Source organism: Streptomyces sp. NBC_00443 (genome assembly GCF_036014175.1).
Taxonomy (GTDB): Bacteria; Actinomycetota; Actinomycetes; order Streptomycetales; family Streptomycetaceae; genus Streptomyces.
Window position 1 is genome coordinate 795,591 of sequence record NZ_CP107917.1, and the last position, 25,280, is coordinate 820,870.

The 25,280-nt window shown below is 71.8% G+C and carries 25 protein-coding genes and 1 pseudogene; 11 read left to right on the top strand and 15 right to left on the bottom strand.

The window, feature by feature from the left end; genetic code table 11:
• Positions 1-28: 28 nt before the first annotated feature.
• A complete protein-coding gene (locus OHO27_RS03600; RefSeq protein WP_328420204.1) occupies positions 29-466 on the top strand; it encodes a MarR family winged helix-turn-helix transcriptional regulator in 438 nt (145 codons plus the stop codon).
• 168 nt (positions 467-634) lie between these two features.
• A complete protein-coding gene (locus tag OHO27_RS03605) occupies positions 635-1,015 on the top strand; it encodes an anti-sigma factor antagonist (RefSeq protein ID WP_328420206.1) in 381 nt (126 codons plus the stop codon).
• Between the two features lie 39 nt (positions 1,016-1,054).
• Here OHO27_RS03605 and OHO27_RS03610 read toward each other — a convergent pair whose 3' ends face one another.
• Positions 1,055-2,008, bottom strand: a complete 954-nt coding sequence (locus tag OHO27_RS03610; protein ID WP_328420208.1) for a ribose-phosphate diphosphokinase — start codon at positions 2,006-2,008, stop codon at positions 1,055-1,057.
• Positions 2,009-2,189: 181 nt separating this feature from the next.
• Between OHO27_RS03610 and OHO27_RS03615 the strand changes: the two genes are divergently transcribed.
• Positions 2,190-2,852 carry a DUF4230 domain-containing protein gene (locus tag OHO27_RS03615; RefSeq protein ID WP_328420210.1) on the top strand — a complete coding sequence of 221 codons (663 nt, stop codon included), beginning with the start codon at positions 2,190-2,192 and terminating at the stop codon, positions 2,850-2,852.
• Positions 2,853-3,463: 611 nt separating this feature from the next.
• Here OHO27_RS03615 and OHO27_RS03620 read toward each other — a convergent pair.
• The 6 genes from OHO27_RS03620 to OHO27_RS03645 are packed head-to-tail and all read right to left on the bottom strand — an operon-like array spanning position 3,464 to position 7,194.
• A complete protein-coding gene (locus OHO27_RS03620; RefSeq protein WP_328420213.1) occupies positions 3,464-5,224 on the bottom strand; it encodes a complex I subunit 5 family protein in 1,761 nt (586 codons plus the stop codon).
• The gene (locus tag OHO27_RS03625) at positions 5,224-5,571 is read right to left on the bottom strand and encodes a sodium:proton antiporter (RefSeq protein ID WP_328430338.1); all 348 of its coding nucleotides are present in this window, start codon (positions 5,569-5,571) and stop codon (positions 5,224-5,226) included. Before OHO27_RS03625 ends, OHO27_RS03620 begins: the two co-directional genes overlap by 1 nt.
• 10 nt (positions 5,572-5,581) lie before the next feature.
• Complete coding sequence (locus OHO27_RS03630; RefSeq protein WP_328420215.1) at positions 5,582-6,322, bottom strand: MnhB domain-containing protein; 741 nt, start codon at positions 6,320-6,322, stop codon at positions 5,582-5,584.
• Positions 6,319-6,570: a Na(+)/H(+) antiporter subunit B gene (locus OHO27_RS03635; RefSeq protein ID WP_328420217.1), complete on the bottom strand. Its 252-nt coding sequence runs from the start codon at positions 6,568-6,570 to the stop codon at positions 6,319-6,321. The genes OHO27_RS03630 and OHO27_RS03635 overlap by 4 nt, the downstream gene beginning before the upstream one ends.
• Entirely contained in the window at positions 6,563-7,015 is a 453-nt protein-coding gene (locus tag OHO27_RS03640; protein ID WP_328420219.1) for a monovalent cation/H+ antiporter complex subunit F, read from the bottom strand. Before OHO27_RS03640 ends, OHO27_RS03635 begins: the two co-directional genes overlap by 8 nt.
• Positions 7,012-7,194 carry a hypothetical protein gene (locus tag OHO27_RS03645; protein ID WP_328420221.1) on the bottom strand — a complete coding sequence of 61 codons (183 nt, stop codon included), beginning with the start codon at positions 7,192-7,194 and terminating at the stop codon, positions 7,012-7,014. The genes OHO27_RS03640 and OHO27_RS03645 overlap by 4 nt, the downstream gene beginning before the upstream one ends.
• A gap of 620 nt (positions 7,195-7,814) precedes the next feature.
• On the opposite strand from OHO27_RS03645, the gene OHO27_RS03650 reads away from it, so the two are divergent.
• Entirely contained in the window at positions 7,815-8,276 is a 462-nt protein-coding gene (locus OHO27_RS03650; protein ID WP_328430339.1) for a VanZ family protein, read from the top strand.
• Here OHO27_RS03650 and OHO27_RS03655 read toward each other — a convergent pair.
• Entirely contained in the window at positions 8,273-9,049 is a 777-nt protein-coding gene (locus tag OHO27_RS03655) for a sulfite exporter TauE/SafE family protein (RefSeq protein WP_328420223.1), read from the bottom strand. The two genes, OHO27_RS03650 and OHO27_RS03655, sit on opposite strands and share 4 nt — an antisense overlap.
• Positions 9,050-9,267: 218 nt before the next feature.
• Between OHO27_RS03655 and OHO27_RS03660 the strand changes: the two genes are divergently transcribed.
• Complete coding sequence (locus OHO27_RS03660; RefSeq protein WP_328420225.1) at positions 9,268-10,497, top strand: ricin-type beta-trefoil lectin domain protein; 1,230 nt, start codon at positions 9,268-9,270, stop codon at positions 10,495-10,497.
• Positions 10,498-10,512: 15 nt separating this feature from the next.
• Here OHO27_RS03660 and OHO27_RS03665 read toward each other — a convergent pair whose 3' ends face one another.
• On the bottom strand, positions 10,513-10,749 hold the full coding sequence (locus OHO27_RS03665) for a hypothetical protein (RefSeq protein ID WP_328420227.1): 237 nt from the start codon (positions 10,747-10,749) through the stop codon (positions 10,513-10,515).
• Positions 10,750-10,874: 125 nt separating this feature from the next.
• Here OHO27_RS03665 and OHO27_RS03670 point away from each other — a divergent pair, with 125 nt between their 5' ends.
• The 3 genes from OHO27_RS03670 (at position 10,875) to OHO27_RS03680 (ending at position 14,269) form a co-directional block, all read left to right on the top strand.
• On the top strand, positions 10,875-11,897 hold the full coding sequence (locus tag OHO27_RS03670) for a PHP domain-containing protein (RefSeq protein WP_328420229.1): 1,023 nt from the start codon (positions 10,875-10,877) through the stop codon (positions 11,895-11,897).
• Between the two features lie 325 nt (positions 11,898-12,222).
• Entirely contained in the window at positions 12,223-13,188 is a 966-nt protein-coding gene (locus OHO27_RS03675; protein WP_328420231.1) for an SDR family NAD(P)-dependent oxidoreductase, read from the top strand.
• A 52-nt stretch (positions 13,189-13,240) separates the two neighbouring features.
• Positions 13,241-14,269: an SDR family oxidoreductase gene (locus OHO27_RS03680; RefSeq protein WP_328420233.1), complete on the top strand. Its 1,029-nt coding sequence runs from the start codon at positions 13,241-13,243 to the stop codon at positions 14,267-14,269.
• Between the two features lie 45 nt (positions 14,270-14,314).
• On the opposite strand, the gene OHO27_RS03685 is transcribed toward OHO27_RS03680, so the two are convergent.
• The 4 genes from OHO27_RS03685 to OHO27_RS03700 form a co-directional block, all read right to left on the bottom strand.
• On the bottom strand, positions 14,315-14,557 hold the full coding sequence (locus tag OHO27_RS03685; protein ID WP_328420235.1) for a hypothetical protein: 243 nt from the start codon (positions 14,555-14,557) through the stop codon (positions 14,315-14,317).
• 71 nt (positions 14,558-14,628) lie between these two features.
• The gene (locus OHO27_RS03690; RefSeq protein ID WP_328420237.1) at positions 14,629-15,918 is read right to left on the bottom strand and encodes an ROK family transcriptional regulator; all 1,290 of its coding nucleotides are present in this window, start codon (positions 15,916-15,918) and stop codon (positions 14,629-14,631) included.
• Positions 15,919-15,977: 59 nt separating this feature from the next.
• Positions 15,978-16,940: a phosphotransferase family protein gene (locus OHO27_RS03695; protein ID WP_328420239.1), complete on the bottom strand. Its 963-nt coding sequence runs from the start codon at positions 16,938-16,940 to the stop codon at positions 15,978-15,980.
• 24 nt (positions 16,941-16,964) lie between these two features.
• Positions 16,965-20,144, bottom strand: coding sequence for a cytochrome P450 (locus tag OHO27_RS03700; RefSeq protein WP_328420241.1), 3,180 nt, complete (start codon positions 20,142-20,144; stop codon positions 16,965-16,967).
• Positions 20,145-20,333: 189 nt separating this feature from the next.
• Here OHO27_RS03700 and OHO27_RS03705 point away from each other — a divergent pair, with 189 nt between their 5' ends.
• Complete coding sequence (locus OHO27_RS03705) at positions 20,334-20,930, top strand: PAS domain S-box protein (protein WP_328430340.1); 597 nt, start codon at positions 20,334-20,336, stop codon at positions 20,928-20,930.
• Here OHO27_RS03705 and OHO27_RS03710 read toward each other — a convergent pair.
• Complete coding sequence (locus OHO27_RS03710; protein WP_328420244.1) at positions 20,861-21,784, bottom strand: DUF3626 domain-containing protein; 924 nt, start codon at positions 21,782-21,784, stop codon at positions 20,861-20,863. The two genes, OHO27_RS03705 and OHO27_RS03710, sit on opposite strands and share 70 nt — an antisense overlap.
• Positions 21,785-21,867: 83 nt before the next feature.
• Between OHO27_RS03710 and OHO27_RS03715 the strand changes: the two are divergent.
• Positions 21,868-22,361 (top strand): annotated as a pseudogene (locus OHO27_RS03715) (FBP domain-containing protein).
• Positions 22,362-22,368: 7 nt separating this feature from the next.
• Here the strand turns inward: OHO27_RS03715 and OHO27_RS03720 are convergent.
• Complete coding sequence (locus OHO27_RS03720) at positions 22,369-23,742, bottom strand: erythromycin esterase family protein (protein WP_328420246.1); 1,374 nt, start codon at positions 23,740-23,742, stop codon at positions 22,369-22,371.
• 260 nt (positions 23,743-24,002) lie between these two features.
• Here OHO27_RS03720 and OHO27_RS03725 point away from each other — a divergent pair, with 260 nt between their 5' ends.
• The gene (locus OHO27_RS03725; RefSeq protein WP_328420248.1) at positions 24,003-25,256 is read left to right on the top strand and encodes an FUSC family protein; all 1,254 of its coding nucleotides are present in this window, start codon (positions 24,003-24,005) and stop codon (positions 25,254-25,256) included.
• Positions 25,257-25,280: the final 24 nt, after the last annotated feature.

Genomic DNA, 25,280 nt, shown 5'->3' on the forward strand with positions numbered 1-25,280 from the left:
TTTCCTGTCAATGCTCTAGGCTGAAGTCATGCTCGACACCCAGACAACCAAGGCCCACCCCTCGCTTCTCTACATGGTGAAGCAGGTGGAGCTGGTCGTGCGCTCCCACCTGGACGAGCTGGTCAAGCCCTCCGGGATCACCGCGCTGCAGTACACGGCGCTCACCGTCCTGGAACGCCACGACGGACTGTCGGCCGCACAACTGGCCCGCGACTCCTTCGTCACCGCGCAGTCGATCGCCGATCTCGTACGGTCGCTGGAGGGCCGTGGGCTGGTGCGCAGGGAGCGCAATCCCGACAATCGCCGGGAGCTGCTGATCCTGCTGACCGACGCCGCCCGTGAGCTGCTGGCGCGGCACTCGGGGCCCGTGCGGGAGCTGGAGGAGCAGATGGTGCGGGACCTCACGGCCCATCAGGCCGAGCAGTTCCGCCAGGCACTCTCCAAGGCCTGGCACGCGCTGTCGTAGTCACACCCCGAACATCACGCGAAGCCTCTGACGCAAATCAACGACATATGTCAATCGAACATGCTCAGATTCGCTCAATCGAGGGTAACTTGCAGTGCGGGGAACGGATTTGCGCTCACTCGGGCTGCATTCCCCGCCGCACCTGAGCAGGTTGGAGGCGATGTCGTCGTGCAGCAGGAACCTGCGCCGTTCAGCCGGCATCTGCGCGTCCATCGGCACCGCGAGCACACGGTGCTGGAGTTCCGCGGCGAGATCGACATCGCCGCCGCGGTGGAGATCGCCCCGTACCTGGACCGGGTCACGGCGCACCCCGACGCGCGGATCGTGATCGACCTCAGAATGGTCGAGTTCTTCGACTGCTCCGGACTTCGCCTGCTGTACCGGGCCCGCGGCCGGACGCTCGACTACGGCGGGCAGTTACACCTGGTCTGCACCCACCCGCTCACCCTGCGCGTCCTGAGGATCACCGGCCTGTCCCGGCTGCTGCCCCCGCATCCCACCCTGGATGCGGCCCTGAACCAGCCAGAGGCCACGTCCGGCACGTTATGAGGGCACTCGTCATGAGGACACTCGTTATGAGGGCACTCGTCATTCGGTTCCCGGCGCGTCGAACAGGGCGCTGACGGACTCCCCGTTGTGAATGCGGCGCACGGCCTCGGCGAGCGCCGGGGCGATGGACAGGATCCGCAGCTTCTCGGTGCGCTCCTCCGCCGGCACCGGCACGGTGTTGGTGCACACGATCTCCAGTACGTCGGGCTGCTCACCGATCCTCTTCAGCGCGCCGGACGCGAACAGGCCGTGCGTACAGGCGACGCGGATCGAGCGCGGCCCCAGCTCCCGCAGCCGGTCGAGGAGTTCGAGGACCGTACTGCCCTTGGCGATCTCGTCGTCCAGGATGATCACGTCCCGCCCGGTCACCTCGCCGATGACGGAGTTGATGCTGACCCGGTCGTCCGCGAACCGCTGCTTGGCACCGGCGGCCACCTGGGCGCCGATCAACCGGGCGAACGCGGCGGCTTCCTTGGCGTTGCCGAGGTCCGGCGAGACGACGGTCGTGCGGGAGAGGTCGTACTGCCCGAAGTGCGCGGCGAGTTCGCGCAGCGCGTGCAGGTGGTCGACCGGCACCGTGAAGAAGCCGTGTACCTGGGGCGAGTGCAGCGTCATGGCGAGGACGCGACTGGCGCCGGCCGACACCATCAGGTCGGCGACGAGCCGGCCGCCGAGGGAGATGCGGGGTGCGTCCTTCTTGTCGGAGCGGGCGTAGGAGTAGTGCGGCATGACGACGGTGATCCGGCGCGCGGAAGCGCCGCGGGCGGCGTCGCACATCAGCAGCAGCTCGACGAGGTGTTCCTGGACGGGGCGGACCAGGGGCTGGATCAGGAAGACGTCCCGTTCCCGGCAGTTGGCCTGGAGCTGCACCTCCAGGCAGTCGTTGGCAAACCGGCTGACCCGGCTCGGGCTGAGCGGCACCCCCAGATGCGCGCAGACCTCCGCCGCCAGGTCGGGGTGGGCACTACCGCTGAACACGGCGATCTCTCGCACGATCCGCTCCTCGAATGATCATTCCGGGTGGCGGACTCATGCTACTGACCTCGGCAGAAACGTTGCAGCGCACCCGCGGGCGTGGACGTCTCCGCCCCGGTCCGAGGTGCCAATCGGCCAACGGTCCGGTCCTCCGGGGGGTTTGGGGGTATCCGAAGGGCAGGGAAGGAGGAACGTCGACATGACGACTCCCATCAAGCGCATCAACAAGCGCATGCCCGGCTGGGCGAAGGTGGTGAGCGCCCTCGTACTGGTGCTCGTCGTCTTCTTCGCCGGGATCCGGTTCAGCGTGCTCCCCGGCCTCAAGGACCTGTTCGGCACCGAGACCAACGACCGTTCGGGTCCCGCACTGCTCCAGTCCATCCAGGACATGAGCCGCTACGACGCCGCCTCCGGCAACTTCCAGATCGTCGTGGATCTGGAGAAGGACGCCAAGTTCCTGCCCGACGCGATCCGCGGCTCCCGCACGCTGTACGTCGGCGCGGGCACCGTGGACGCCTATGTCGACCTCGGCAAGGTCGGCGAGGACGACATCACGGTCAACGGCGACCGTACGTCCGCCACACTTCGCCTGCCGCACGCCGCCCTCGGCAAACCGTCCCTCGACCCCGACCGCTCCTACGCCGTCTCCAAGCAGCGCGGTCTCCTCGACCGCCTCGGCGACATCTTCTCGGACAACCCGAACAGCGAACAGGCCGTGCAGAAACTGGCGGTGAAGCACATCGGCGACGCGGCCAAGGACAGCGAACTGACCGCCCGCGCCGAGACCAACACCACCGGCATGCTCGAAGGCCTGCTCCACTCCCTCGGCTTCAAGGAGGTGAAGGTGACGTACGGGGCCTGATGCGCATGCCCTTTCCCCGGGTTCAAGGGCGCCTGCTCTGAGGGACCCCGTGCGGACCTCGCGAAGCCATGTCAGGGGCCCACGGCTCGCTGCCGGAGCGCTCGCGCGGCGAGAAGCCACGTGGGCGCTCGGCGATTCCGATGCCGACGACGCCTGGCGGGCGGGCATCTCCCGCGCGCCGGCACGGCGGGCCCGCCCGGCCGACCGCCGACTGCTGGTGGCGCCGACGGGTGAGCCTCGGCAAAGCGACGTCAACCGTTGGGGGTGTGCGATCGCTGGCTGCCGGCGCGCGCGGCAAGCCGCGCGGCCGCTCCGGCAAGGCACATGCCGGACAGCGCCCGGCGCAGGGGGCACTGGAGGGCAGGGCCTACGTCAGCTGACTGCCGGCCCCGCGCGGCGCTTCCCGGCTTGCCTCGGCGAAGCCGGATCCGCACTCCGGCAAAGCGCATGCCGGACGGCGCCCGGCGCAGGGGACACTGGAGGGCAGGGCCTACGTCAGCTGACTGCCGGCCCTGCGCGGCGCTTCCCGGCTTGCCTCGGCGAAGCCGGACTCGCGCTCCGGCAAAGCGCATGCCGGACGGTGCCCGGCGGGGGCCTTGGGCGGCAGGGGCCTACGTCAGAAGGCCCGGCAGGGCCAGTGCCCCCAGCAGCGTGGCTCCCACCAGTACCCAGGCCACGTAGTCCCCGACGTGCCCGGACTGCAGGCGGCGCAGGGGGCGTGCGCGGGACGGGGCGGCCAGGAGGTCGGGGCGGGTGACGGCGAGGGCTGCGAGGCCGAGGGCCAGTACCGTCGAGGCGAGGTCCAGTAGGACGCCGACGGGGGTCCAGTGCGGGGCGGGGACTGGGGCGCCGCCGGAGCCGGCCTCGTTGACGGCGTGGGCCACGACCTCGCCGAAGCCGGGGGCCACGCCGACGGCGAGGGAGCCGGCGAGCAGGACGGCGGGGACCGCGGTCATGGTGTCGGGGATCCGGCTGAGCCGGTGCCGGGTCTCGGGCCGTTCGCCGGCGCCGGTCGTCTCGTACTCGGTGTCGTCCTCGGGCGTCGGGCCGAGCCCGAGGAACACCCTGGCGGCGACCCGCAGTACGGCCGCGGCGGTGACCGCGCTCGCGACCACGTACAGCAAGGTCAGCGGGCCGCCCGCGGCCTTCTCCGTGACGGCCTTCCCGAACCCCGTCCCGAAGGGGGGAAGTCCGGCCAGGGCGAGCCCGCCCACCCCGTAGATCACGGCGACACCGCGCAGTTCCCGGGCCCGCCCGTGCAGCGCGTGCTCGTCGACGTTGCCGTACCGGTCGAGGAGGATGCCCGTGCAGGCGAACAGCGCGGCCTTCACCCCGGCGTGCCCGAGGACGTACAGCGCGACCCCGTCGTCGGCCTGAGGTGTGAGGACGCCGACGCCGATCAGGAACAGCCCGGTGTGGGCGACCGTCGAGTACGCCAGCAGCCGCTTGATGTGCCGCTGGTACCAGCACATGACAGCGCCGATCACCGCGGTCACCGCGCCGAGCACGACGAGGACCCGCTCCAGGTCGGCCGCCGGGATCCCGCCGGGCCCGGCGAAGACGGTGCCGTACACGCGCCAGACGCCGTACACGCCGAGTTCGACCATGACGCCCGACAGCAGCATGCACACCGGCGTGGGTGCGACGGCGTGCGCGTCCGGGAGCCAGAAGTGGAACGGTACGGCGGCCGACTTGATCAACAGGCCGGTCAGGACGAGGACGAAGGCGGCCAGGACCAGCGCGTCCGGCGGCCCGTGGGCGTCGAGGCCGCGGCCGATCCGGGCCATGGCGAGCTCGCCGGTACGGGCGTACAGCAGCGCGATGCCCATCAGCATGGCGTAGGCGCCGAGCGAGGTGACGACGCCGAAGGTCAGCGCGCCCTGCACGGCCTTGGCCTCCTCGACCTGGGTGCCCGTCAGCGCGTAGGCGACGACGCTCATCAGCTCGAACCACACGAACGCGTTGAACAGGTCGCCCGCGATCGCGAATCCGCACATGCCCGCCTGGAGGAGCAGGACCAGCGCGGGGAACGAGCCGGAGTGCCGGCGCGGGGGCTCCTCGAAGTAGCCCCAGGAGTACGCCAGAGCCGCGAGGGTCAGCAGGGACGCCAGGGCCGCCATGCCGAGCCCCGCGCCGTCCCCGACCAGGACGATACCGACGCTGCGTCCCTCCACGGGCGTCCAGCCGCCGACCCATTCGACCATCGGCGGCGAGGAGTTCAGCGACAGCACGATCGCGAGACCCGCCGTGCCCGCCGCGACGGCGCAGCCCACGGAATCCGCGACGACGCGTGGCAGGCGCCGCCCACCGGCGACCAGGAGGGCGGCACCGAGCAGCGGCACGGCGACGAGCAGCGGCAGCAGGTCGTTCATCAGCCGCGCAGCTCGGAGAGTTCGTCGGGGTCCACGGTGCCGTGCCGTTTGGCGACCTGGATGACGAGCGCGAGCAGCAGCGCGGTGACGGTGGCGCCGACGACGACGTCGGTGAGGGCGAGGGCCTGGACGACCGGGTCGACGACGGGGCGTGAGCCGGGTTCCAGGTCGGAGAAGACCGGCGCGGTGGCGTCGTCGCGGTAACCGACGGCCAGCAGCAGGACGTACGTGGCCGACTGGCAGACGGCCAGACAGCCGACGGCGTGGATCAGATTGCGGCTGGTGGCGAGGCCGTAGCAGCCGACCAGGAAGATCCATACGGCGACGAGGTACGGCAGGACGTCCATCACGGCGCTCTCACTTCCCGCTCTCCTCCTCGATCTCGACGGCCTGGTCCAGGAATCGGGCGAGCAGCAGGACGACCGCGCAGGCGACCTCCATGCCGACGGCCGCGTTCAGCAGCGGCACGGTGCCGCCGGAGGACAGCGCGTTGAACGTGCCGTACGGCAGCAGGGTGTTCGCGAGGAACGCGGTGCCGCCGATGAGGCCCGCGAGGCCGGTGACCAGGTAGGCCGAGGCCGCCACGGCATCACCGACCTCGTACAGGCCGACCGGGCGGACGCGTTCCAGGGCGCGGTAGTCGGCGCCGAGGTAGAGCAGATGCAGGGCGGTCGCGGCGACGACGCCGCCCTGGAAGCCGCCACCGGGACTGAGTTGCCCGTGCGCGATGACGTACAGGCCGACGACGAGGGCGACCGGCAGGACGATCAGGGAGTAACGGCGCACCGGCGGGGCGACGTCGGCGGGTTCGGGCCGGTCGCGGTGCTCGTCGCGGGTCTGCCGCAGCAGGACGACGCAGCCGACGACGGCCGCGAACAGGATGGTCATCTCGCCCATGGTGTCGAAGGCGCGCTGGTCGAAGTTGACGGAGGCGATGGTGTTGGCGGTCTGCCGGGCGAGTGAGGCGCGCACCGCGCGCTCGCCGTACGGGTGGCTGTCGCCGCCGAAGTCCGGTAGCCGCAGGCAGGCGGCGACGAGGAGCGCGGCCAGGCCGGCGCCGCCGACGGCGACGAGACAGAGCCGGGTGCGTGGATTCATTCGTCACGCCCCTTGCGCCGCTTGACCTTGCGGACCGACAGCAGCAACAGCAGCGGGGTGAGGGCGCCGCCGACCGCGAGTTGCGACAGGGCGACGTCCGGCGCCTGCACCGCGGTGAACAGCACGGCGAGTACGACGCCGAGGACGGCCAGCACGAGGGCCTGGCGCACGGGGTCGCGGACCAGTACGGCCACCGTCGCGCAGCCGGCGACCAGCAGCAGCGCGACGACGATCACCGCGTCAGCCACCGCGCACCCCCGCGATGCCGCCGGACAGCGCGTGGGAGGCGACGATGTTCCCGCCGATCAGCAGCGCGCCCGTGAGCAGGACCTTCAGCATCGCCCGGCTCGGTCCCTCCGCCACGCACAGCGCCAGGACCACGGCCGCGCCAAGGCCTGCGGCCGCCCACGTCAGGCTCCAGGCGCGCGGCGGGTCGTCGGCGAGTTCCTCGGTCAGCAGGCGGGCGAAGACGAGGGTGCCGACCGGGCCGAGCAGGGCGAGGACGAGTGCGAGATCGACGTAGGCGGGGCGGTCGTATCCCTGGGCGAGCAGGAGCAGTCCGGGGCACGCCAGGGCGGTGGACAGGTTCTGGGCGACGGCCCTGCGCCGCAGCGGTCCGGTGGCGACGCCCCACAGGGTGGCGCCCACTCCTCCGCCGAGCACGACGGTCGCCGCGAGGAGCCAGCCGTTCACCGGCCGGTCACCGCCCGGCGCGCGGCGACGGCGGCGAGTGCTGCCACGCCGGCGACGCCCGCGCCGACCGCGAGTTCAAGGGTGTCCACGGTGGTGACGAGGGTCAGCCACAGCACGGTGAGCGCGGCCCACCAGGCCAGGAGCTCGGCCGCGGCGAGCAGCGTCGTACGCCGGTCCATGCGCCACCTCCGCGAGCCAGATGTCCGTTTGCTTCCGTTCCGCGTCATCCAAACACCACTCCGGATGACGGAGGCGGCGGCACGCGCGGGCACCGCCCGGAGTGCCCCGACAGCGCGAAGGGAAACCGTGGACGGCTGTGATACCGGGCGCCGCCTGGTTGGGCATCCCGACGCGGTACCGGGGTAAGCGGCCTACCACGAAGGGACGTTGAAGACTGGAGGATCGCATGGCCGGTGGGACCTCACGTTCGCGTGCCGCGTTGCACCCCGGCACTCCCAAATCCAGAGGTGCCGCCAAGGCGGCAGGAGGAGCGAAGTCCGCAGGTTCCGGTAAGTCCGCGGGGGGCTCGAAGTCCGCGGGTTCGCTCAAGTCCGCACTGGGCGCGAAGTGGCGAGAGGCAACCGAGTTCGCGGGCGGCTCCAAGTCACGGGGCGCGGCCAAGTCCGCAGGCGGCGCGAAGTCACGGGGCGCGGGCAAGTCCGCGGGCCGCGCGAAGTCGGGAGGCACCGCCAAGCCCGGACTGAGCGCCAGGCTTGGATTGACCGTGAAGTCCGGACGTACCGCCAAGTCCGAACGCGCCGCCGCATCCGCGCGCACCACACCCCCCAGGCGAAGCCCCCTGCGCTTTCTCGCCCGTCTCCTCGCCATGCTGTGCGCCTTCGCGTTCATGGTCGCCTTCGCCGTCGTGCTGGCGAAGCTCACCCTGCAGCCCTCCCCCGCGTCCGAGGCGCTGACGCACACCAATCTGCAGCCGGGCAGTTCGCTGCGGGCCTATCTGGACCAGCCCGAACTGCGGGACGCCGTCAAGCAGATCGGGGGCAATGTCCTGCTGGGCGTCCCGTTCGGCATCCTCGTTCCGGTCGTCGCGCCACGGACGCGCGGTGTCCTTCGAGTCCTGCTGCTGACGGCGACCGTGATGCTTCTGGTCGAGTTCGCGCAGGGTGCCCTGGTGACGGGGCGCGCGTTCGACATCGACGACGTCATCCTCAACACCACGGGCGCCCTGATCGGGTACCTCCTGCTGGGCCGGCGACTGAGCCGCGTGGTGCACGCCCGGGGGTCTCGTACCGCGAAGGCCTAACGCAGCAGCAACTGGACGATGGCCACCGTGCCGACGACCACGATGAACGCGCGCAACACAGCGGGTCGCAGCCGGCGGCCGGTCCTGGCTCCCAGGAAGCCGCCGGCTGCGGACCCGATCGCGAGGAGGCCCACGGCCGTCCAGTCGAAGTCCGCGGCGACGAGGAAGAACAGCGCGGCGACGGAGTTGACCACCGCGACGAGCACGTTCTTGGCGCCGGTCAGTCGTTGCAGGCTGTCGTCGAGGAGCATGCCCATCAGGGCGACGTAGATGATGCCCTGGGCGGCCGCGAAGTAGCCGCCGTAGACGCTGGCCAGGGTCAGTCCGGCGAGCAGCAGGGGGCCGCCGTCGGGACGCGGCGTCTTTCCCTTCCGTGCCCGGCGGCTGCTCAGCTTCTTGCTGAGCAGCGGTTGGAGGACGACCAGCACGAGGGCGAGGCCCACGAGGACCGGCACGATCCGTTCGAACGCCGAGGCGGGCAAGGCGAGGAGCAGTGCGGCGCCGCTGAGCCCGCCGAGGGCGGCGCCGGAGCACCATTTCAGCAGGCGCCGGCGCTGACCGCGCAGCTCCTCGCGGTAGCCGATGGCTCCGCTGATCGAGCCGGGGATCAGCCCGAGCGCGTTGGAGACCGTGGCGGTGACGGGTGGCAGGCCGGTCGCGAGCAGGACCGGGAACGAGATCAGCGTCCCCGAGCCGACGACGGCGTTGACGGCACCGGCGGCCATGCCCGCGCCCAGGATGGCGAGCAGTTCACCGATGTGTGCGGCGTTCATGGCGAGAAGCCTAGGAACACGACACTTCGGCAGCGGACGAACCATGCCGGGTGTGGGCGATCTCTCCGCGAGATCCGGACACTCAAGTTCTGGTCCGTACCAAGGTATTGACGGCCCCTTAACTCACTCCTTAAATCAAGTGGCGACACCTTCACCCCCCACCTCGGTCGGCGCACCCCGTCCCGCACGGGCCGCCGCACGGAACGGAAGGGAGCACGATGGCCTCCCCACGCCTGCTCCGCACCGCTGTCCTCGCCGCCCTGTCGGCCGTCCTGGTCGCGTCCGCCGCGATCGGCCCCGCGCAGGCCGAACCCCCGGACGTCTCGGCCGCCGCGGTGACGTTCTCCGACAACTTCGACGGCCCCGCCGGCGCCGCGGTCGACTCGTCGAAGTGGCAGATCGAGACCGGCGACAACGTCAACAACCACGAGCGGCAGTACTACACCTCGGGCAACAAGAACGCGGCGCTGGACGGCCAGGGGCACCTGGTGATCACCGCCCGGCGCGAGAACCCCGCCAACTACCAGTGCTGGTACGGCACCTGTCAGTACACCTCGGCCCGGCTGAACACGTCCGGAAAGTTCACCGCGCAGTACGGGCACATCGAGGCGCGCATGAAGGTGCCGCGGGGGCAGGGCATGTGGCCCGCGTTCTGGATGCTCGGCACACCGGTCAACTGGCCGGACTCGGGCGAGATCGACATCATGGAGAACGTCGGCTTCGAGCCCTCGACGGTCCACGGCACCATCCACGGCCCTGGCTACTCCGGGTCGGGCGGCATAGGCGCCGGATACTCACTCCCGAACGGGCAGGCCTTCGCGGACGCCTTCCACACCTTCGCCGTCGACTGGGCACCCGACTCGATCACCTGGTCCGTGGACGGCAACGTCTACCAGCGGCGCACACCTGCCGACCTGGGCGGCAGGCAGTGGGTCTTCAACAAGCCGTTCTTCCTGATCCTGAACCTCGCGGTGGGCGGCTACTGGCCCGGCGACCCGGACGGCTCCACGGTGTTCCCGCAGCAACTGGTGGTGGACCACGTCTCGGTGACGACCGGCGACAGCCCCGCCGGCGGCGCGATCAGGGGGCTGGCCGGGAAGTGCGTGGACGTGGCCGGGGCGAGCTCCGCGAACGGCACGCCCGTACAGCTCTACGACTGCAACGGCAGCGCCGCCCAGCAGTGGTCCGTGGGCTCGGGCGGCACGCTCCGCGCGCTCGGCAAGTGTCTGGACGCCGCCGGGAACGGCACGGCGGACGGCACGACGGTCCAGCTCTGGGACTGCACCGGCGGCCCCAACCAGAGATGGACGGTCACCGCGGCAGGCGACATCGTCAACCCGCAGGCCGACAAGTGCCTCGACGTGACCGGCAACAACTCGACCAACGGCACCCGGCTGCAGCTCTGGACCTGCAGCGGCGGCGGCAACCAGAAATGGACGGTCGGCTGACCGGGCCGTCCACTTCTAGTGGTGGCGCCAGGTGAACTTGTCTCCGCCGACCCAGCGGACCACGTCCGGGTCGTCCAGGTCGTGGACCGTGATGCCGAACGCGGCGGCGTACTCCAGGACGTCGGTGATCGTCCTCGGCTGACCGACGACCTCGCCGTCGATCTCCATGATGCGGAACGGAGGCGTGCCCGGCTGAACCCCGAGCACCATGATCCGCGGCTGTGAAATGTGCGGGCTCGCGCTTTCGGTCATGAATAGAGCGTAGAACGCAACCCGCGTCAACGAATCCTTCAGGCGGACCGCGACACGCAGCCGCCGCGCCGTCCGCCGCCGTGCGGGCGCGGCAGGGCCGGGGAACCCTGGAGGAGGAGGTGGCGATGGACCCGGTCGACGCGCTGAACAGGATCGCGTTTCTGCTGGAGCGGTCTCTGGAGCCGACGTATCGCGTACGCGCCTTCCGTACGGCCGCGCGTGTGCTGGCCGGGCTGCCCCCGGAGGAGGTGCGGGCGCGGGCGGAGGCCGGGACGCTGGAGTCGCTCAAGGGAGTCGGCCCCAAGACGGCCCAGGTGGTGCGCGAGGCGCTGGCCGGTCAGGTGCCCGCCTATCTGACGGACCTGGAGGGCCGGCCGGCGGCCGAGCCGCCCGTGAACGGCCACCGGCTGTGGGAGCTGCTGCGCGGGGACTGCCATCTGCACTCCGACTGGTCGGACGGCGGCAGCCCGATCGAGGAGATGGGCCGGACGGCGGCCGAGCTCGGCCACGAGTGGGCGGTGCTGACCGATCACTCGCCGCGCCTGACCGTCGCCCGCGGGCTGTCGGCGGACCGGCTGCGCGAGCAGTTGGACGTGGTGGCGGAACTGAACGCGACCTGGGCGCCCTTCCGGCTGCTCACCGGCATCGAGTGCGACATCCTGGACGACGGCTCGCTCGACCAGGAACCCGAGCTGCTTCAGCGGCTCGACGTGGTGGTCGTGTCCGTGCACTCCAAGCTGCGGATGGACGCGCGCTCGATGACCCGCCGGATGGTCACCGCCGTACGCAGTCCGCACGCGGACATCCTCGGCCACTGCACCGGACGGCTGATCACCGGGCGGGGCCGGCCCGAGTCGGAGTTCGACGCGGACGAGGTGTTCGCCGCGTGCGCCGAGTCCGGTACGGCGGTGGAGATCAACAGCCGGCCCGAGCGGCTGGACCCGCCCCGTCGGCTGCTGCGGCGGGCCGTGGCGGCGGGTGTGCTGTTCTCCGTCGACACCGACGCGCACGCGCCCGGGCAGCTCGACTGGCAGCGGTACGGCTGTGCGCGGGCGGAGGAGTGCGAGGTGCCCGCCGAACGGGTGCTCACCACCTGGACGGCGGACGAGCTGCTGGCCTGGACGCGCGACAAGTCAGCGGTGAAGTGAGCGGGGCGGCAACGAGCCGGAGCGGGGCGTGACGCACATCACCGCACTTCGGGGCAAACGCTGGAACACTCGCCGGTAGTTTCCCGTTGAACCAGCCGTGGGTGCGGATGGGACAGTGTCCCCGGGCCTCACCTTTTGCCCACAGGGACGATCGTTCGGCTGAAGCCCTGTGGAGCCTTTCGCCGAGAGGCGACCGCCATCCGCGCCCACACCTCAAGACCGCCCCGACCGGAATCCCCCGTCCGGCCGGGGCTTTTTCCTGTTCGGGCGTGTCCCCACAGGTCGGCTTGACTTCGAGAGCGCTCCAATTCGTAGCGTTCCGCACATGAGCACTGCACAGCACAAGATCGGCTCCGGCTTCGGCGCCGCAAGCACCGCCGACGACGTCCTCCACGGCATCGATCTGACCGGAAAGCTCGCGATCGTCACCGGCGGCTACTCCGGCCTCGGCCTGGAGACCGCACGGGCACTCACCAAGGCGGGCGCCCATGTCGTCGTCCCCGCCCGCCGCCGCGCCGCTGCCGAGGAGGCCCTGTCCGGCCTCGCCGGGGTCGAGGTGGACGAACTCGACCTCGGTGACCTGGAGAGCGTGCGCGGCTTCGCCGAGCGCTTCCTCGCCTCCGGCCGCACGGTCGACATCGTGATCGACAACGCCGGAATCATGGCCTGCCCCGAGACCCGGGTGGGGCCGGGCTGGGAGGCACAGTTCGCGACCAACCACCTCGGTCACTTCGCCCTGGTCAACCGGCTGTGGCCGGCGATCGAACCCGGCGGCGCCCGCGTGGTGTCGGTCTCCTCGCGGGGCCACCACCTGTCCGGGATCCGCTGGGACGACGTCCACTGGCGTCAGGGCTACGACAAGTGGGAGGCGTACGGGCAGGCGAAGACCGCGAACGTCCTGTTCGCCGTCCACCTCGACAAGCTCGGCGCCGACCACGGGGTCCGGGCCTTCTCGCTCCACCCGGGCGGCATCCTCACCCCGCTGCAGCGCCACCTCGCCAAGGAGGAGATGGTGGAGCGCGGCTGGATCGACGAGCAGGGCAACATGCTCCACCCCGAGGCATTCAAGACCGCCGAGCAGGGCGCGGCCACACAGGTGTGGGCCGCGACATCGCCGCAGCTCAACGGCATGGGCGGGGTCTATCTGGAGGACTGCGACATCGCGGAGCCCGCTTCCGACGACGCCGCAGACCCCAGTGGGGTCAAGGCCTGGGCCACCGACCCGGAGCAGGCGGCGCGGCTGTGGACGCTGTCGGCGGAGCTGACGGGCGTGAACGCGTTCCCCGCCTAGCCACAGTGGGTACTCGGGGGTTCCCGTCCCCACTCTTCGGGAGGAGCCGCAGGTGAGCAGCGAAGCGGCCCGAAGGATCGTTGTCACCGGTGCCACGGGCAATGTCGGTACGAGTGTGGTGCGGCTCCTCTCGGAGGATCCGGAGGTCGGCTCCGTACTGGGGCTGGCCCGCCGGATCCCCGACTGGTCGCCGCCGAAGACGCAGTGGGCGGCGGTGGACCTGGCGGCCGAGCGTTCCGATCTGGCGGACATGTTCGAGGGCGCCGCCGCCGTCATCCATCTGGCCTGGGCGTTCCAGCCGACGCACGATCCGGCGGCGACCTGGCGCACGAACGTGCTGGGCAGCATGCAGGTCTTCGAGGCGGTGGCGGCGGCAAGGGTCCCGGCGCTGGTCCACGCGTCGTCGGTGGGCGCATACTCGCCGGGGCCGAAGGATCACGCCGTGGACGAGTCATGGCCGACGCACGGCTGGCCCGACGCCGCGTACTGCCGGGAGAAGGCCTACCTGGAACGGGCGCTGGACACCTTCGACCGGGCCCACCCCAGGGTGCGGGTGGTGCGGATGCGGCCGGCGTTCCTGTTCAAGCGGCAGTCGGCGAGTGAGCAGCGCCGTATCTTCGGCGGACGGTTCCTGCCGGGGCCGCTGGCGCGGCCCGAGCTGCTGCGGTTCCTGCCCGACATCCCGGGACTTCGGGTGCAGGCCCTGCACAGCGACGACGCCGCCACGGCGTATCAGCTGGCCGTGAAGTCCGACGTGCGGGGGGCGTTCAACCTGGCGGCCGAGCCGCCGGTGGACGCGAGGGTGCTGGGCGAGATGCTCGGGGCCCGACCGGTCCGGCTCCCGCGCTCGGCGGCCCGCTCGGCGATCGCCGCCGCGTGGGGGCTGCACCTGCTGCCCGCTTCCCCGCACCTCTTCGACGCGGTCCTCGGGCTGCCCCTGATGGACTGCACGCGGGCGCGTACGGAACTGGGCTGGCGACCGGAGCGCACGGCGACCGAGGTGCTGGAGGAGTTCGTGCAGGGCCTCCAGCGCGGTGAGGGAGCGCCGACGGAGCCCATGCGGGGCCGCAAGGTGTGCTGACCCACGCCTGCGGCGCCCCGCTCGGCCCCGGCCGGAACTCGTCTCTCAGCCCGGCGACTCCTCGGGCGCCGGATGTTCGGGGTGGACCGCACCGGACTGCCGCACGCCTTGCCGGCCCGTGCCCGCCTCATCGGTGTCGGGCACGTCGTCCGCTTCGGTGGTCGTGTCCTCCGCCGGCCCGGCCGGCACCTCCCACGGGTCCTCCCCCGGGGCGGCCTGCTGGTCCGGCAGATCCCTCGGTATCGGCTCGCCGGTCTGTTCCGGCGCCTCGCGACGGTCGTCGGCCATGATGCACCTCCTTCGCGTCGTTCAAGGTCGTCCGAAGGCCCGCGAGTACCGCCCGGGCCGCCGGCGAAACCTCAGTGCGCCACCCGTTCAGCCAGGGTGGTGCGCCAGGCGGGCACCGGGCCCTCGGTCGCGGGCTCGGCGCGTCGGCCGCCGCGGGCGAAGAAGTCGGCGAGCGGCAGGATCGCGGCACCGACGGTGACGGCGTCCGGGCCGAGCTTGCCCAGGTCGATCGTGACTCTCCCGGCCGGTTGCCGCAGGGCGTACGCGGCGGCGTGACGGCGTACGGCGGGCAGGAGGCGGGCGCCGAGCCGGAGTCCCGCCCAGCCGCCGATCAGGATGCGCTCGGGCTGGAAGAGGTTGATCAGGTCGGACAGGCCCGCGCCCAGATACTCGGCGGTCTCCTCCAGTACGGCGAGCGCCACCGGGTCTGCCGTGCCGCCCTCGGGCGGATACGCGCCGGCCAGCAGCGCCGCCAGCGCGGTCTCCTCGTCGGCGCCCTCCGGCAGGCTCCCGCCCTCCTCACGCCATCGCGCGAGCAGCGACTCGGCGCCCGCGTACGCCTCCAGGCAGCCGAGCGCACCGCAGCGGCAGCGGCGCCCCCGGACCCGTACCGTCAGATGCCCCCACTCGACCGCCCGGCCGTGCTCGACCTCGGGGGTGACCAGGCAGGCGCCGACGCCGGAGCCGAAGAGGACCACGACCGCGTTGCGGGCGCCGCGTCCGCCGCCGAACCACATCTCGGCCTGGCCGAGGGTCCGGGCGCCGTTGTCGATGAAGTAGGGGACGGAGTCCGGGAGTGGGGAGCCCTCGCGCAGGAGCTGCTCCAGTGGTACCGCGTCCCAGCCGATCGTCTGTCCGTGCACCACGGCGCCGAGCTGCGGCGTGCGCTCGACGATCCCGGGGACGCCGATGCCGACGCCGAGGAGCCCCTCGGGTCCGACGCCGGCGCCCGAGAGCACCTCGGTGATGCCGTCGCGCACATGGCCGACGATGCCCTCGACCTCGTACCGCTGCTGCGCCAACGGCCGCTCCGCGCGGGCCAGTTCGGTGAGGGTCAGGTCGAACAGCCCGATCCGCACCCGGGTCTCGCCGACGTCGACGCCGATCATGTGACCGCTGCCGGGCGCGACGCGCAGCAGGATACGGGGTCGGCCGCCATCGGAGTCGACGCTGCCGGCCTCTTCGACCAGGCCGTCGGCGATCAGCTCGGCGACGACGTTGCTGACGGACCCGGAGCTGAGCCCGGTCGTGGGGCCGAGTTCGAAGCGGCTGAGGGGGCCGTCGAAGTAGAGGCGCTGCAGCACGGCCGTGCGGTTGCCGCGTCTGAGGTCCCGTACCGTGCGCCCGTTCCGCCCCGCCATGCGGCTCCCCTTCGGTCGGCCCTGCTCCGCGCTCTGTTCGAATCGTCCCCCATTGTGGCCTACGGCGTCAGATCCCCGATCTCGGCCAGCGCCGCCATGAGCTCCGGAGCGACCGTGTCCTGGACCCAGCGGTGCTGTGCGGGGTCGACGGCGCGGGGGATCGTCTCCGTGATCATGATCAGGTAGAGGTAGGAGCGGTAGAGAGCCAGACGGAGCCGGGCCGGGACGTCGAAGCCGGCCCGTCCCCCGGCCTCCCGGTAGCCGGCGAGGAACGCCTCGTCCTCCTTGATGTCACCCAGGAGCGCCAGGGAGACGAAGTCGGCCAGCGGGTCCCCCCAGAACATGCGCTCCCCGTCGATGAGGCCGCCGATCCGAGCCTCCCCCGACAAGCGGTCCACCAGGATGTTGCCCGGCCACAGGTCGAAGTGGACCAGGTACGGGACGGTGACGTCGTCGAGTGCGTCGTAGGCCGCCCGGAGCGTGTGCGCCACGGCGTCGGCGGGGCGGGGCAGCCGGGCCCCGTAGCGGCGGGCGTCGTCGAGGACGGCGTCGAGCATCCCGGTGAACGCGGTGCGCCAGTCGGCGGCGAGCGGGCCGAGGGCGCCGGACGGATAGCCGAAGCCCGGTCCGGTCACCCGGTGCAGGCGGGCCACCTGACGGCCCAACTCCGTGCGCAGAGCCTTCCGTTCGGCGGCCGTGAGGTCACCGTTCCAGGGCTCGCCGGGACAGGCCGTCATCAGCAGCCGGTCCCCGCCCGCCACCACACGCGGTGCGGGTACGTCCGCCTTGGCGGCCCCGCGGTAGAACTCGGCTTCGGACAGCAGCAGCCGGCGCTCGTGCCGCAGCCCCGGGACGGTCGGTGCGGGCGGCACCTTCAGCACATACCGGCGGCCGTCCGTGAGGAGCAGCTCCTCGACCGTGTTGTACGTGCCGCCCGACAGCGGGCGCAGGCGGGCGAGGTGTTCCGGCGGTATGCCCACCGCGTCCAGGACCTGCCGGGCCCGTTCCCAGGCGTCCACCACCGTGCGCCCACCCCGCCCCTTCGGTCAGCCGGCCGCGTAGACGTCCTCCACGTAACGGCCGTCCCCGACCAGTGCGTCGAGCCACTGCCCGGCCGCCGTGTCGTCGGCACCCGGCGTGCGCTCCCGGTACAGCGTACGGAACGCCTCCCGCACACCCGGCGCCATCCGCGAACCGTCCCCGCAGACGTACACCCGGGCACCCGCACCGAGCAGCTCCCAGACCTCGTCGGCCTCGGCGGCGATCCGGTGCTGCACGAAGGCCACGCCGTCCTGCGGGGCGGCGCTGAAGGCCGGGCGGAGCGAGACGGCTCCGGCGGCCTCAGCGGCACTCAGTTCCTCGGCGTGCAGGTAGTCGGCGTCGGGGGCGTCGCAGCCGAAGTAGCACACGGCCGGGGCGAGTTCGGTGCCGGCCGCGAGGGCCGCCGTACGGTCGGCGATGGCGCCGCGGAACGGGGCGAGGCCGGTACCCGCGGCTACCATGACGACCGGCGCGTCGGCCTCGACGCGGAAGGCTTCCCGGCAGGGCTGTACGCGGGCGTACACCGTGTCGCCGGGCCGGACGGTGGCGAGGTGTCCGGATCCGGTGCCTCGGTAGGTGCCCCTGCCGGAGCGCGCCGGGGCCTGGAGCAGGGAGATCATCAGGTCCGCGTGACCCGGGTCGACGGCGGGCGAGGACGAGACGGAGTAGTGACGCGGGCGCAGCGGGGTCAGGATCTCCAGGAGCTGCGGCCAGTCGAGGGCGCCGCGCAGGGCGGGGAAGTCCTCGACCAGCTCGACCAGGGTGCGCGGATCGTCGGTGAGGTTCGCCAGTGCCATGCGCTCCGGCGGGCACGGGTTGGCGGCGGCGAGGACGGAGAGCTGGGCGACGCTCGGCCGCTCCTGCAACTCGACGTGATGGGTGAGAAGTTGACGTACCGTCAAAGGCCGGTCCAGTGCGAGGCCGTCGCGGCGCGGGCGGGTCGGCCGGATGTCCAGGACGGAGTCGAGGTCCACACCGAGTGCGGCGGCGGCACGGTCGACGAGGGCCGGGGCGTTGGCGGGCAGGACGGTGAGGTGGTCGGCGGTGCGGTAGGTGACGCCGTCCGGCAGGGCGACGCGGACGAAGCGCTTGCGGCGCGGGTGGCCGGGCGCGGTGAGGTCGTACGCCTCGGTGACGGTCATGGGGACGAGGCCGTGCCGTTCGGCGAGGGCGTCCAGGGGACCGCCGGCCAGGGTGCGGACCTCGTACGCGGTCGTCGGCTCGTCGTCGTCGACCGGGACGATGGCGTCCGGGTCGCCGTACTGCTCCCGCAGCGCGGTGCGGAGCCTGGTCGTGAAGTCCCGTACCGCGCCGGTCAGATCGCCGGAGGCGTCGGCGGCGGCGCGGTCGACGAGGCGGGTGGCGCCGAGTTCGGCGAGGCGGTCGTCGATGCGGGTCGGGACCTGCTGGTAGGTGGCGGCCCAGTTGCGGTCGCCGACGCCGAGGACGGCGTAGGTGACGTCCGTGGCGTCCACTGCCTCGTCCAGCCAGGCGGCGAAGGCGGTGGCGTCGTCGGTGGGGCGGCCGTTGTAGGAGGCGGCGGTGATCACTACGGGGCGGTCCGTGGGCAGACCTCCGGCGTAGTCGTCCAGCGCCGCGACCTGCGTCTCGCAGCCGATGGCGGCGGCCTCGTCGGCGAGCTGGGCGGCGAAGTCGCGGCAGGTGCCGTAGTTGCTGCCGTGCAGGAACAGGGCGCTGGTGCCGGGTCGGACACGGGCGGGGAGGGCGGTCGTGTCGGACAGGGCTTCCGTGGCCGCCGGGGCGGCGCCGGGCAGCGGGCTGTGGACGCGGTCGGCCGGGGTGCGCGGGGCCAGGGTCAGGGTGAAGCCGTCGGGCTTGAGGGTGAGGGTCTCCTTGACCGTGAGGCGGTAGTCGGCGTGGTCGTGCAGCCGGTAGCGGTGCACCAGCATCGCCAGCAGCATGGTCGCCTCGTGCAGGGCGAACTGCCGTCCGATGCAGGCGCGTTCACCGGTGCCGAACGGCTTGAAGGCGTGCACCGAGCGGGCCGCCTCCGCCTCCGGCGTGAACCGGGACGGGTCGAACAGCTCGGGGTTGTCGCCCCAGACCGGCTGCCGGTGCAGCATCGGTGCGAGCACGGTGACGGGCTGCCCGGCGCGCAGCGGGATGCGCCCGCCGAGCAGGGTGTCCTCGAGGGCGTGGCGGCTGAATGCGGCGGCCGTGGGCCACAGCCTCAGCGCCTCGTTGAGGACCTGTCGGGTGTACGTCAGCTTGCCGACCTCGTCGTACGTCGGCTCGGGGTCGGCCTGGTCGCCCCACAGCTCGTCGACCTCGCGCTGCACGAGCCGGAGCGCGGTCGGGTGCTTGGCGAGGCAGTACAGCGCGAAGGACATCGCGCCGGAGGTCGTCTCGTGGCCGGCGATCAGGAAGGTGATGACCTGGTTGCGGATGTTGGCCGCGTCGAGGGTGCTGCCGTCCTGCGGGTGCTCGGCGGTGAGCATCAGTCCGAGGAGGTCCTCGGCGTCGCGCTGGTCGGTGCCGGCGCGGGAGGCGATGACGTCGTCGACGACCTGGGCGAGGTAGTCGGCGTCGTCCCGGAAGGCCGCGTCGGCGGCGGAGTGGTCCTGGCCCGGGATGCGGGCGAGCCGGTTCATGCTCCACTCCAGGCAGCGGACCATCGACTCGACGAAGGGGTGGGGCTCGGCTCGCTCGAACGACCCGAAGTCGTAGCCGAAGCCGGCGAGCCCGATGGTGTCGAGGGTCATGCGGGTCATGTCGTCGGGGACGTTGACCGGCTGCCCGTCACGGGCGTCACGATCCCAGGACGCGAGGACCCGCTGGGCCACCTTCAGCATCACCGGGTGGTAGGTGCGCATCGAGCCGAGCGCGAACGCGGGCATCAGGATGTCGTGCGCCCTGGCCCAGTTCGGTTCGTCGTTGTACGCCGTGAACAGCCCGTCGGCGGCGAACTCACGCACGTTCTCCAGGGCGGGCCCGACGTGCTTGGCGAACCGCTTCTCGTCCGCGAGGTCGGCGACCAGGTCCAGGTCGGCGGTGAACAGTGCGTCCCGCCCGTGCAGCCGCCGCACGAGCACCGGCCCGTGCTCCCGCATCAGCTCCATGACCTGCTGGATCGGGGTGCGGCCGGGTCCTACGGCGGTGATGTCGACGACGGGGACGCCGGGGAGGGCGTCGAGGGGCTGGGGGTGCAGCGCGGTGGGGGGCATGGCGCGACAAGTGCCTTTCGCGGTACGGGAGTACTGCGATCAAGCGTGTGCGACGGGTCCCGGCCGACCGCACCCCCGCACTACATGATTGTGTAGTGCGGATACGGGCGCGGCCCTTGCGCCCGGTGACAGGAGGTGCCAGTGGACTGGACCCACCCCGCGGCCGTGGTGTGGCGCAACCGTGCCCTGATGCTGTTCGACCGCGTCTCGGTGCCGGTCGCGGTGTGCGATGTGTACGGCGCGGTCCAGGTGGCCAATCCCGCGATGGCGGCCGAGTGCGGTACGACACCGGGGCGCCTGCGGGGCCGGGACGTGCTGGAGCTGTTCCGGCCGCAGGAGGCGACGCAGGTGGAGCGGATCGCCGAGGCACTGCGGCTGCGGCACCGGTCGCGGTACCAGGTGTCGGTGCGCTGGCAGGCGCCGGACGGTGCGCAGCGGTACGGGGAGCTCACGGCGGACCCGGTGAGCGACACGGTGGAGGACACGCCGGCGCTGCTGGTGATGCTCCGCGTCCTCGCCGAGCGCGAGGCCCACGAACAGCGCCCCCTGAAGGTGGCACCCATCGAGGCCCGCATCCTGGCCCTCCTCGCCTCAGGCACCACCACCGCCCAGGCCGCCCGCGACACCGACCTCACGGTCGACGGCGTGAACTACCACCTACGCCGCCTCTCGTCCCGCTGGAACGCGGCGAACCGCACGGAACTGGTCGCCCGCGCCTACGCGCTGGGAGTGCTGGCTCCGGGGATGTGGCCACCGACACCGGCCGTTCGGGGCGGGGCGGAGTAGGCGGTGCCGGCACCGTCGGGGGCGCCGAAGCGGGCGAGGGTGTGCCAGACCATCTTCAGGTCCTGGAGTTCGTGGCGTCCCGTGCGTGCGGCGTCCCCGATGACGCGTGGGTCGATGCGGCCGTCCTGCGCGATCCGGGCGCCCAGGTCGACGTACTCCTGGCCTCGGTAGTCCGCGTGGCGGCGCAGTTCGGGCACGGTGAGCCGGTAGCCGGGATGCCACTCGACCGGGCAGGGCAGCGACCGGGCCGCCGTCTCGACGGGGGTGCCACGGTAGGAGGCGTCCAGGACCACGGCCTCTACGTCGCCGGCCAGGCGGACTCCGCCGTGGATCTGCGCCTCGATGTAGTCGTTGAGGGCGTCCCGCTCGTCGGCCTCGGCCAGCGCGACGAGTTGCATGCCCGCGGCCACCCCGAAATCGGCCGGCTCTGCCGCGCTGTCCGGGTAGCAGAAGGTCGCGCGGGCGAGCGCTGTCCCGGCCAGCCGGAAGTGTGAGGAACCGAACCGTGGGGCGGCGCCCACCACTTGGTGCCGGAAGTTCAGCGCGCCGTACACGGGCCGCTCGTGCGCGGACGCGTCGTCGTAGGCCCCGCCGAAGATCCGGCTCTCCCAACGCCAGCGGTCGCCGCCGGGGTGGGCGGTGAGCCCGCCGTTGCTGGTACCCGTGACGAACTGGGAGTGGTACGTGCCGTCCTCGGCCAGCGCGCGCAGGATGGGCGTGCCGCGCACCAGCCGGTCCGGATGGAAGTTGAGGGTGACGCGCACGTCGGCGTCGAGGGCAGGGCCTGAGGAAGAGGCCGCGACATGCCGTAGTGCCGACCGGGCCCGAAGTGACCCGACCTCGTCGAAATTCACTGGCTCTCCCTCCCCCGACCTGCCTAACCTAGCCATGAACCTAGGACCTCTAGGTTTGGCAGGATTGACCCCAGGAGGCCCCCATGAAGTCGCTCACCGAGCAGGACATCCGCAACTCTTTCATCAACTGCTCGAAAGGGGAGGCCAAGCGCGTCTCCCTCCCCGCGATCTCGGTGAACGCCCTTGGGACGACCTCGACTTCCTGGGGTGGCGGGATCCGGGAGCGCCCGATCGCAGTTATCTGGTGGTCGAGCGGGAGGGACGGGCCGTGGGTGTCACCTTCCGGTTCCCGACCTCGCGGCGCGGGTTCCTGCACCGCAGCATGTGCTCGCTCTGTCTGACCACCCATCCGGGCGGCGGCGTCTCGCTGATGACGGCGCGCAAGGCGGGCCCCGCCGGACGCGAGGGCAACTCCGTCGGCGTGTACATGTGCACCGACCTCGCCTGCTCCCTCTACATCCGGGGCAAGAAGATCCTCGATTCCGGCGCCCGCTTCGAGGAGAGCCTGACGCTGGAGGAGCAGATCGCCCGGACCACGGGCAATCTGTCCGCCTTCATCGACAAACTCTACGTCTGACGGACAACTACCGGTCCCGCAGCCGCGCCGCCTCCACCTCGCGCAGATGGATCAGGACGTCGTAGCTACGGGCGAGCGCGATGTCGTGCGGGCCGTCCGGATAGGCGGTGCCGATGCTGCGCGTCGGCCTGGCCCGGCGCAGCCAGTCGTCAGCCGGTGATCCGACGGACCGCAGGTCGAGTACGTAGTCGCCGTGCCGTGCCACCCGGTCGAGGGTCCGCTCGTTGGTGCCCGGGCCCGCCGGGCCGAGCGTCCAGCGGCGGATGGTGTCGTCGTCCCAGCCCGTGGCGTTGAACGAGCCGTGGCCGAAGGTCAGGCCCACGCTCACATAGCCCGCGCCGAGCCGGTCGCGCAGGAAGGCGCCCTGGACCTTGGGGTTCTGGGCGGGCTCTTCGGGGACGTAGCCGACGTGGTTGTTGTGGGCCGACAGCAGCACCCTGGTGCCGGTGCGCTCCTGCCACCACACCACGTTGGCGGCCATCGCCCCGTCGCGGTACCGCATGGCCTCGGCGATCTGCGCGGGGTCCTCGACGTCGAAGTCGTACTGCCGGGCGGTCTGGTCGATCACCGTCGCCTGCTGAACGGCCCAGTCGTACGCCTCCCCGTGGGCGGCGGTGCCCGGCCCGCCCGCGGCCTGCCGCCGCAGCAGCGCGAGCGCCTCGCCCGTGCGCTTGGCCCGCTCCTTGCGTTCGGCATACGGCAGGCCCAGGTACTGCTCGATGTACGCGCCGGCCGGCACGGTGGGCCGCAGCCCGCGGTAGAGCTCGGCCAGTCGGGTGCTCAGCTCGGGCCGGGCATCGGCCACGTAGGCCTCGACGGCGTCGTACAACTCGGGTCCGGTCCAGGCGACGTCGTCGCCCATGAAGCGGACGGGGTCGCCGGGGTGCCGGAGGTTGTGTCCGCGCATCCACTCGACCAGCCGCAGGTAGTCGGTGTTGTTCCACCACAGGTAGTCCCGCTGGAACTCCTCCCGCATGATGCGCCGGGGATCGCCCTTGCCGTGGAGCACATAGTTATTGAGGCGCAGGCCGGTGCTCCAGGGTGCCTCCAGGGCGAAGGTGCGGAAACCCTGCTCTTGAACGAGGTGCCGGAAGACGCGGGCCTTGAGGGCGAAGAAGTCGTGCGAGCTGTGGGTGGCCTCCCCCAGGCCGACGACCCGGGCGTCGCCGATCATCCGGTCCAGGGGGCGCAGATCCCGGGTGTCGCCGCCCGGTTCCACGGTCCGCAGCGGGTGGGCGGCGCGGTCGAGCGCCTCGACGACGGTGGTGGAGGTGGTGGTGGCGGGTGCCGCCGTGGCCGGGATGCCGGTCGTCAGGGCGGCGAGGATGATGAACAGGGTCAGCGTTAATCCGGTCCGATGCCGATGCCGATGCGATTGCATGATCCAAGGCTTGCCCTCCGGGAGGGCGGGGGCCATCCGACGGTCCTCCGTCCCCGGGTGCGGACAACCATGGGGTGACGGCGGGGGTTTTCCCCAGTCCCGGACCCGTTCGGCCGCCCGGCCTCGCGCGGGTGTCGACGATCACCAGCCCGGCCCCTTGCCGTACGGCGGTCGCTGCGATCAATCTGGGGGTCCTTGCGGACCGTTACGTTCCGCAAGCAGGGTGTGGGAAGCATCTGTGGAAAGGGAACAGCCCAAGGATGCGAGAGGTACGTGAGGGGCCGGCAATCCGGGAACGGCTCGGGAAGCTGCGCCGGGACCCCGTGGTGGTCCAGACGCTGCGATCGGCGGCCGCGGCGACGATCGCCTACGTCATCGCGCTGCGCCTGAGCCCCGAGGCCGCCCCGCTGACCGCGCCCCTGACCGCGCTGCTGGTCGTCCAGGTGACCTTCTACGCCACGCTCACCAACGGCATCCGCCGGGTGAACGCGGTGGTGGCCGGCGTCCTGGTGGCCATCGCCTTCAGCCTCCTGGTCGGCCTGACCTGGTGGAGCCTCGCCCTGCTGATCGTGGCCTCGCTCGGAGTCGGGCACCTTGTCCGGGTCAACGAGTACGTGCCCGAAGTGGCGATCAGCGCGATGCTGGTCCTCGGGGTCACGACCGTCGGGGACACGGCATGGGCGCGGGTCCTCGAGACGCTGATCGGCGCGGTGGTCGGGCTCGGTTTCAATCTGCTCCTCGCGCCGCCGGTGTGGGTGGACGAGGCCGGCGAGTCGATGGGGGGACTGGCCCGCCGGCTCCGGCAGTTGATGCTGCGCATCGGCGAGGAGGCGGCCGGCCGCCCCGCGTTCGAGGAGGCCGCGGCGCGGCTGCACGAGGCGCGCCGGCTCGACCACGACATCGTCGAGGTGGACGCGGCGCTGCGGCAGGCCGAGGACAGCCTGCGGCTCAATCCACGCGTGCGCGACAGCGTGCTGCACCGCGTGGTGCTGCGCACCGGACTGGACACACTGGAGATCTGCACGGTCGTGCTGCGGGTGCTGGCCCGCTCCCTCACGGACATCGCGAAGGACCGCGAGCCGGAGCCGCTGTTCGGGAAGGAGACGGGCGCCGTCCTGGAGCAGTTGCTGTCCGAGATCGCCGACGCGGTGGTCAGCTTCTCGGTGCTGGTCACCACGCATGTCAGCAGCAACGCCGACGCGGCGGAGTCCCGGCTGGCCGCCGAGTTGCGTACGGCGGCGGGCACTCGCGACAAGCTCGCCCCGCTGCTGCGCGAGGAGGCCGAGCGCGAGACGCAGCACTGGCAGCTGCACGGCGCCGTCCTGACCGAGGTCAACCGCATCCTCGACGAGCTCGACACCGAGCACCGCTCGCGCCGGCTGCTGGAGGAACTGGACCGCGTGTCGCAGGAGTCCCGGGCCCGGATGCCGCGCCTGACCCGGCTGCGCGAGCGGATGGGCGTTCAGGAGCAGCTGTGGCGGAACCGGACCGGGTTCTTCGAACGTTCTCGGTAGGGAGCGCGGGGACGGACGGGGCCG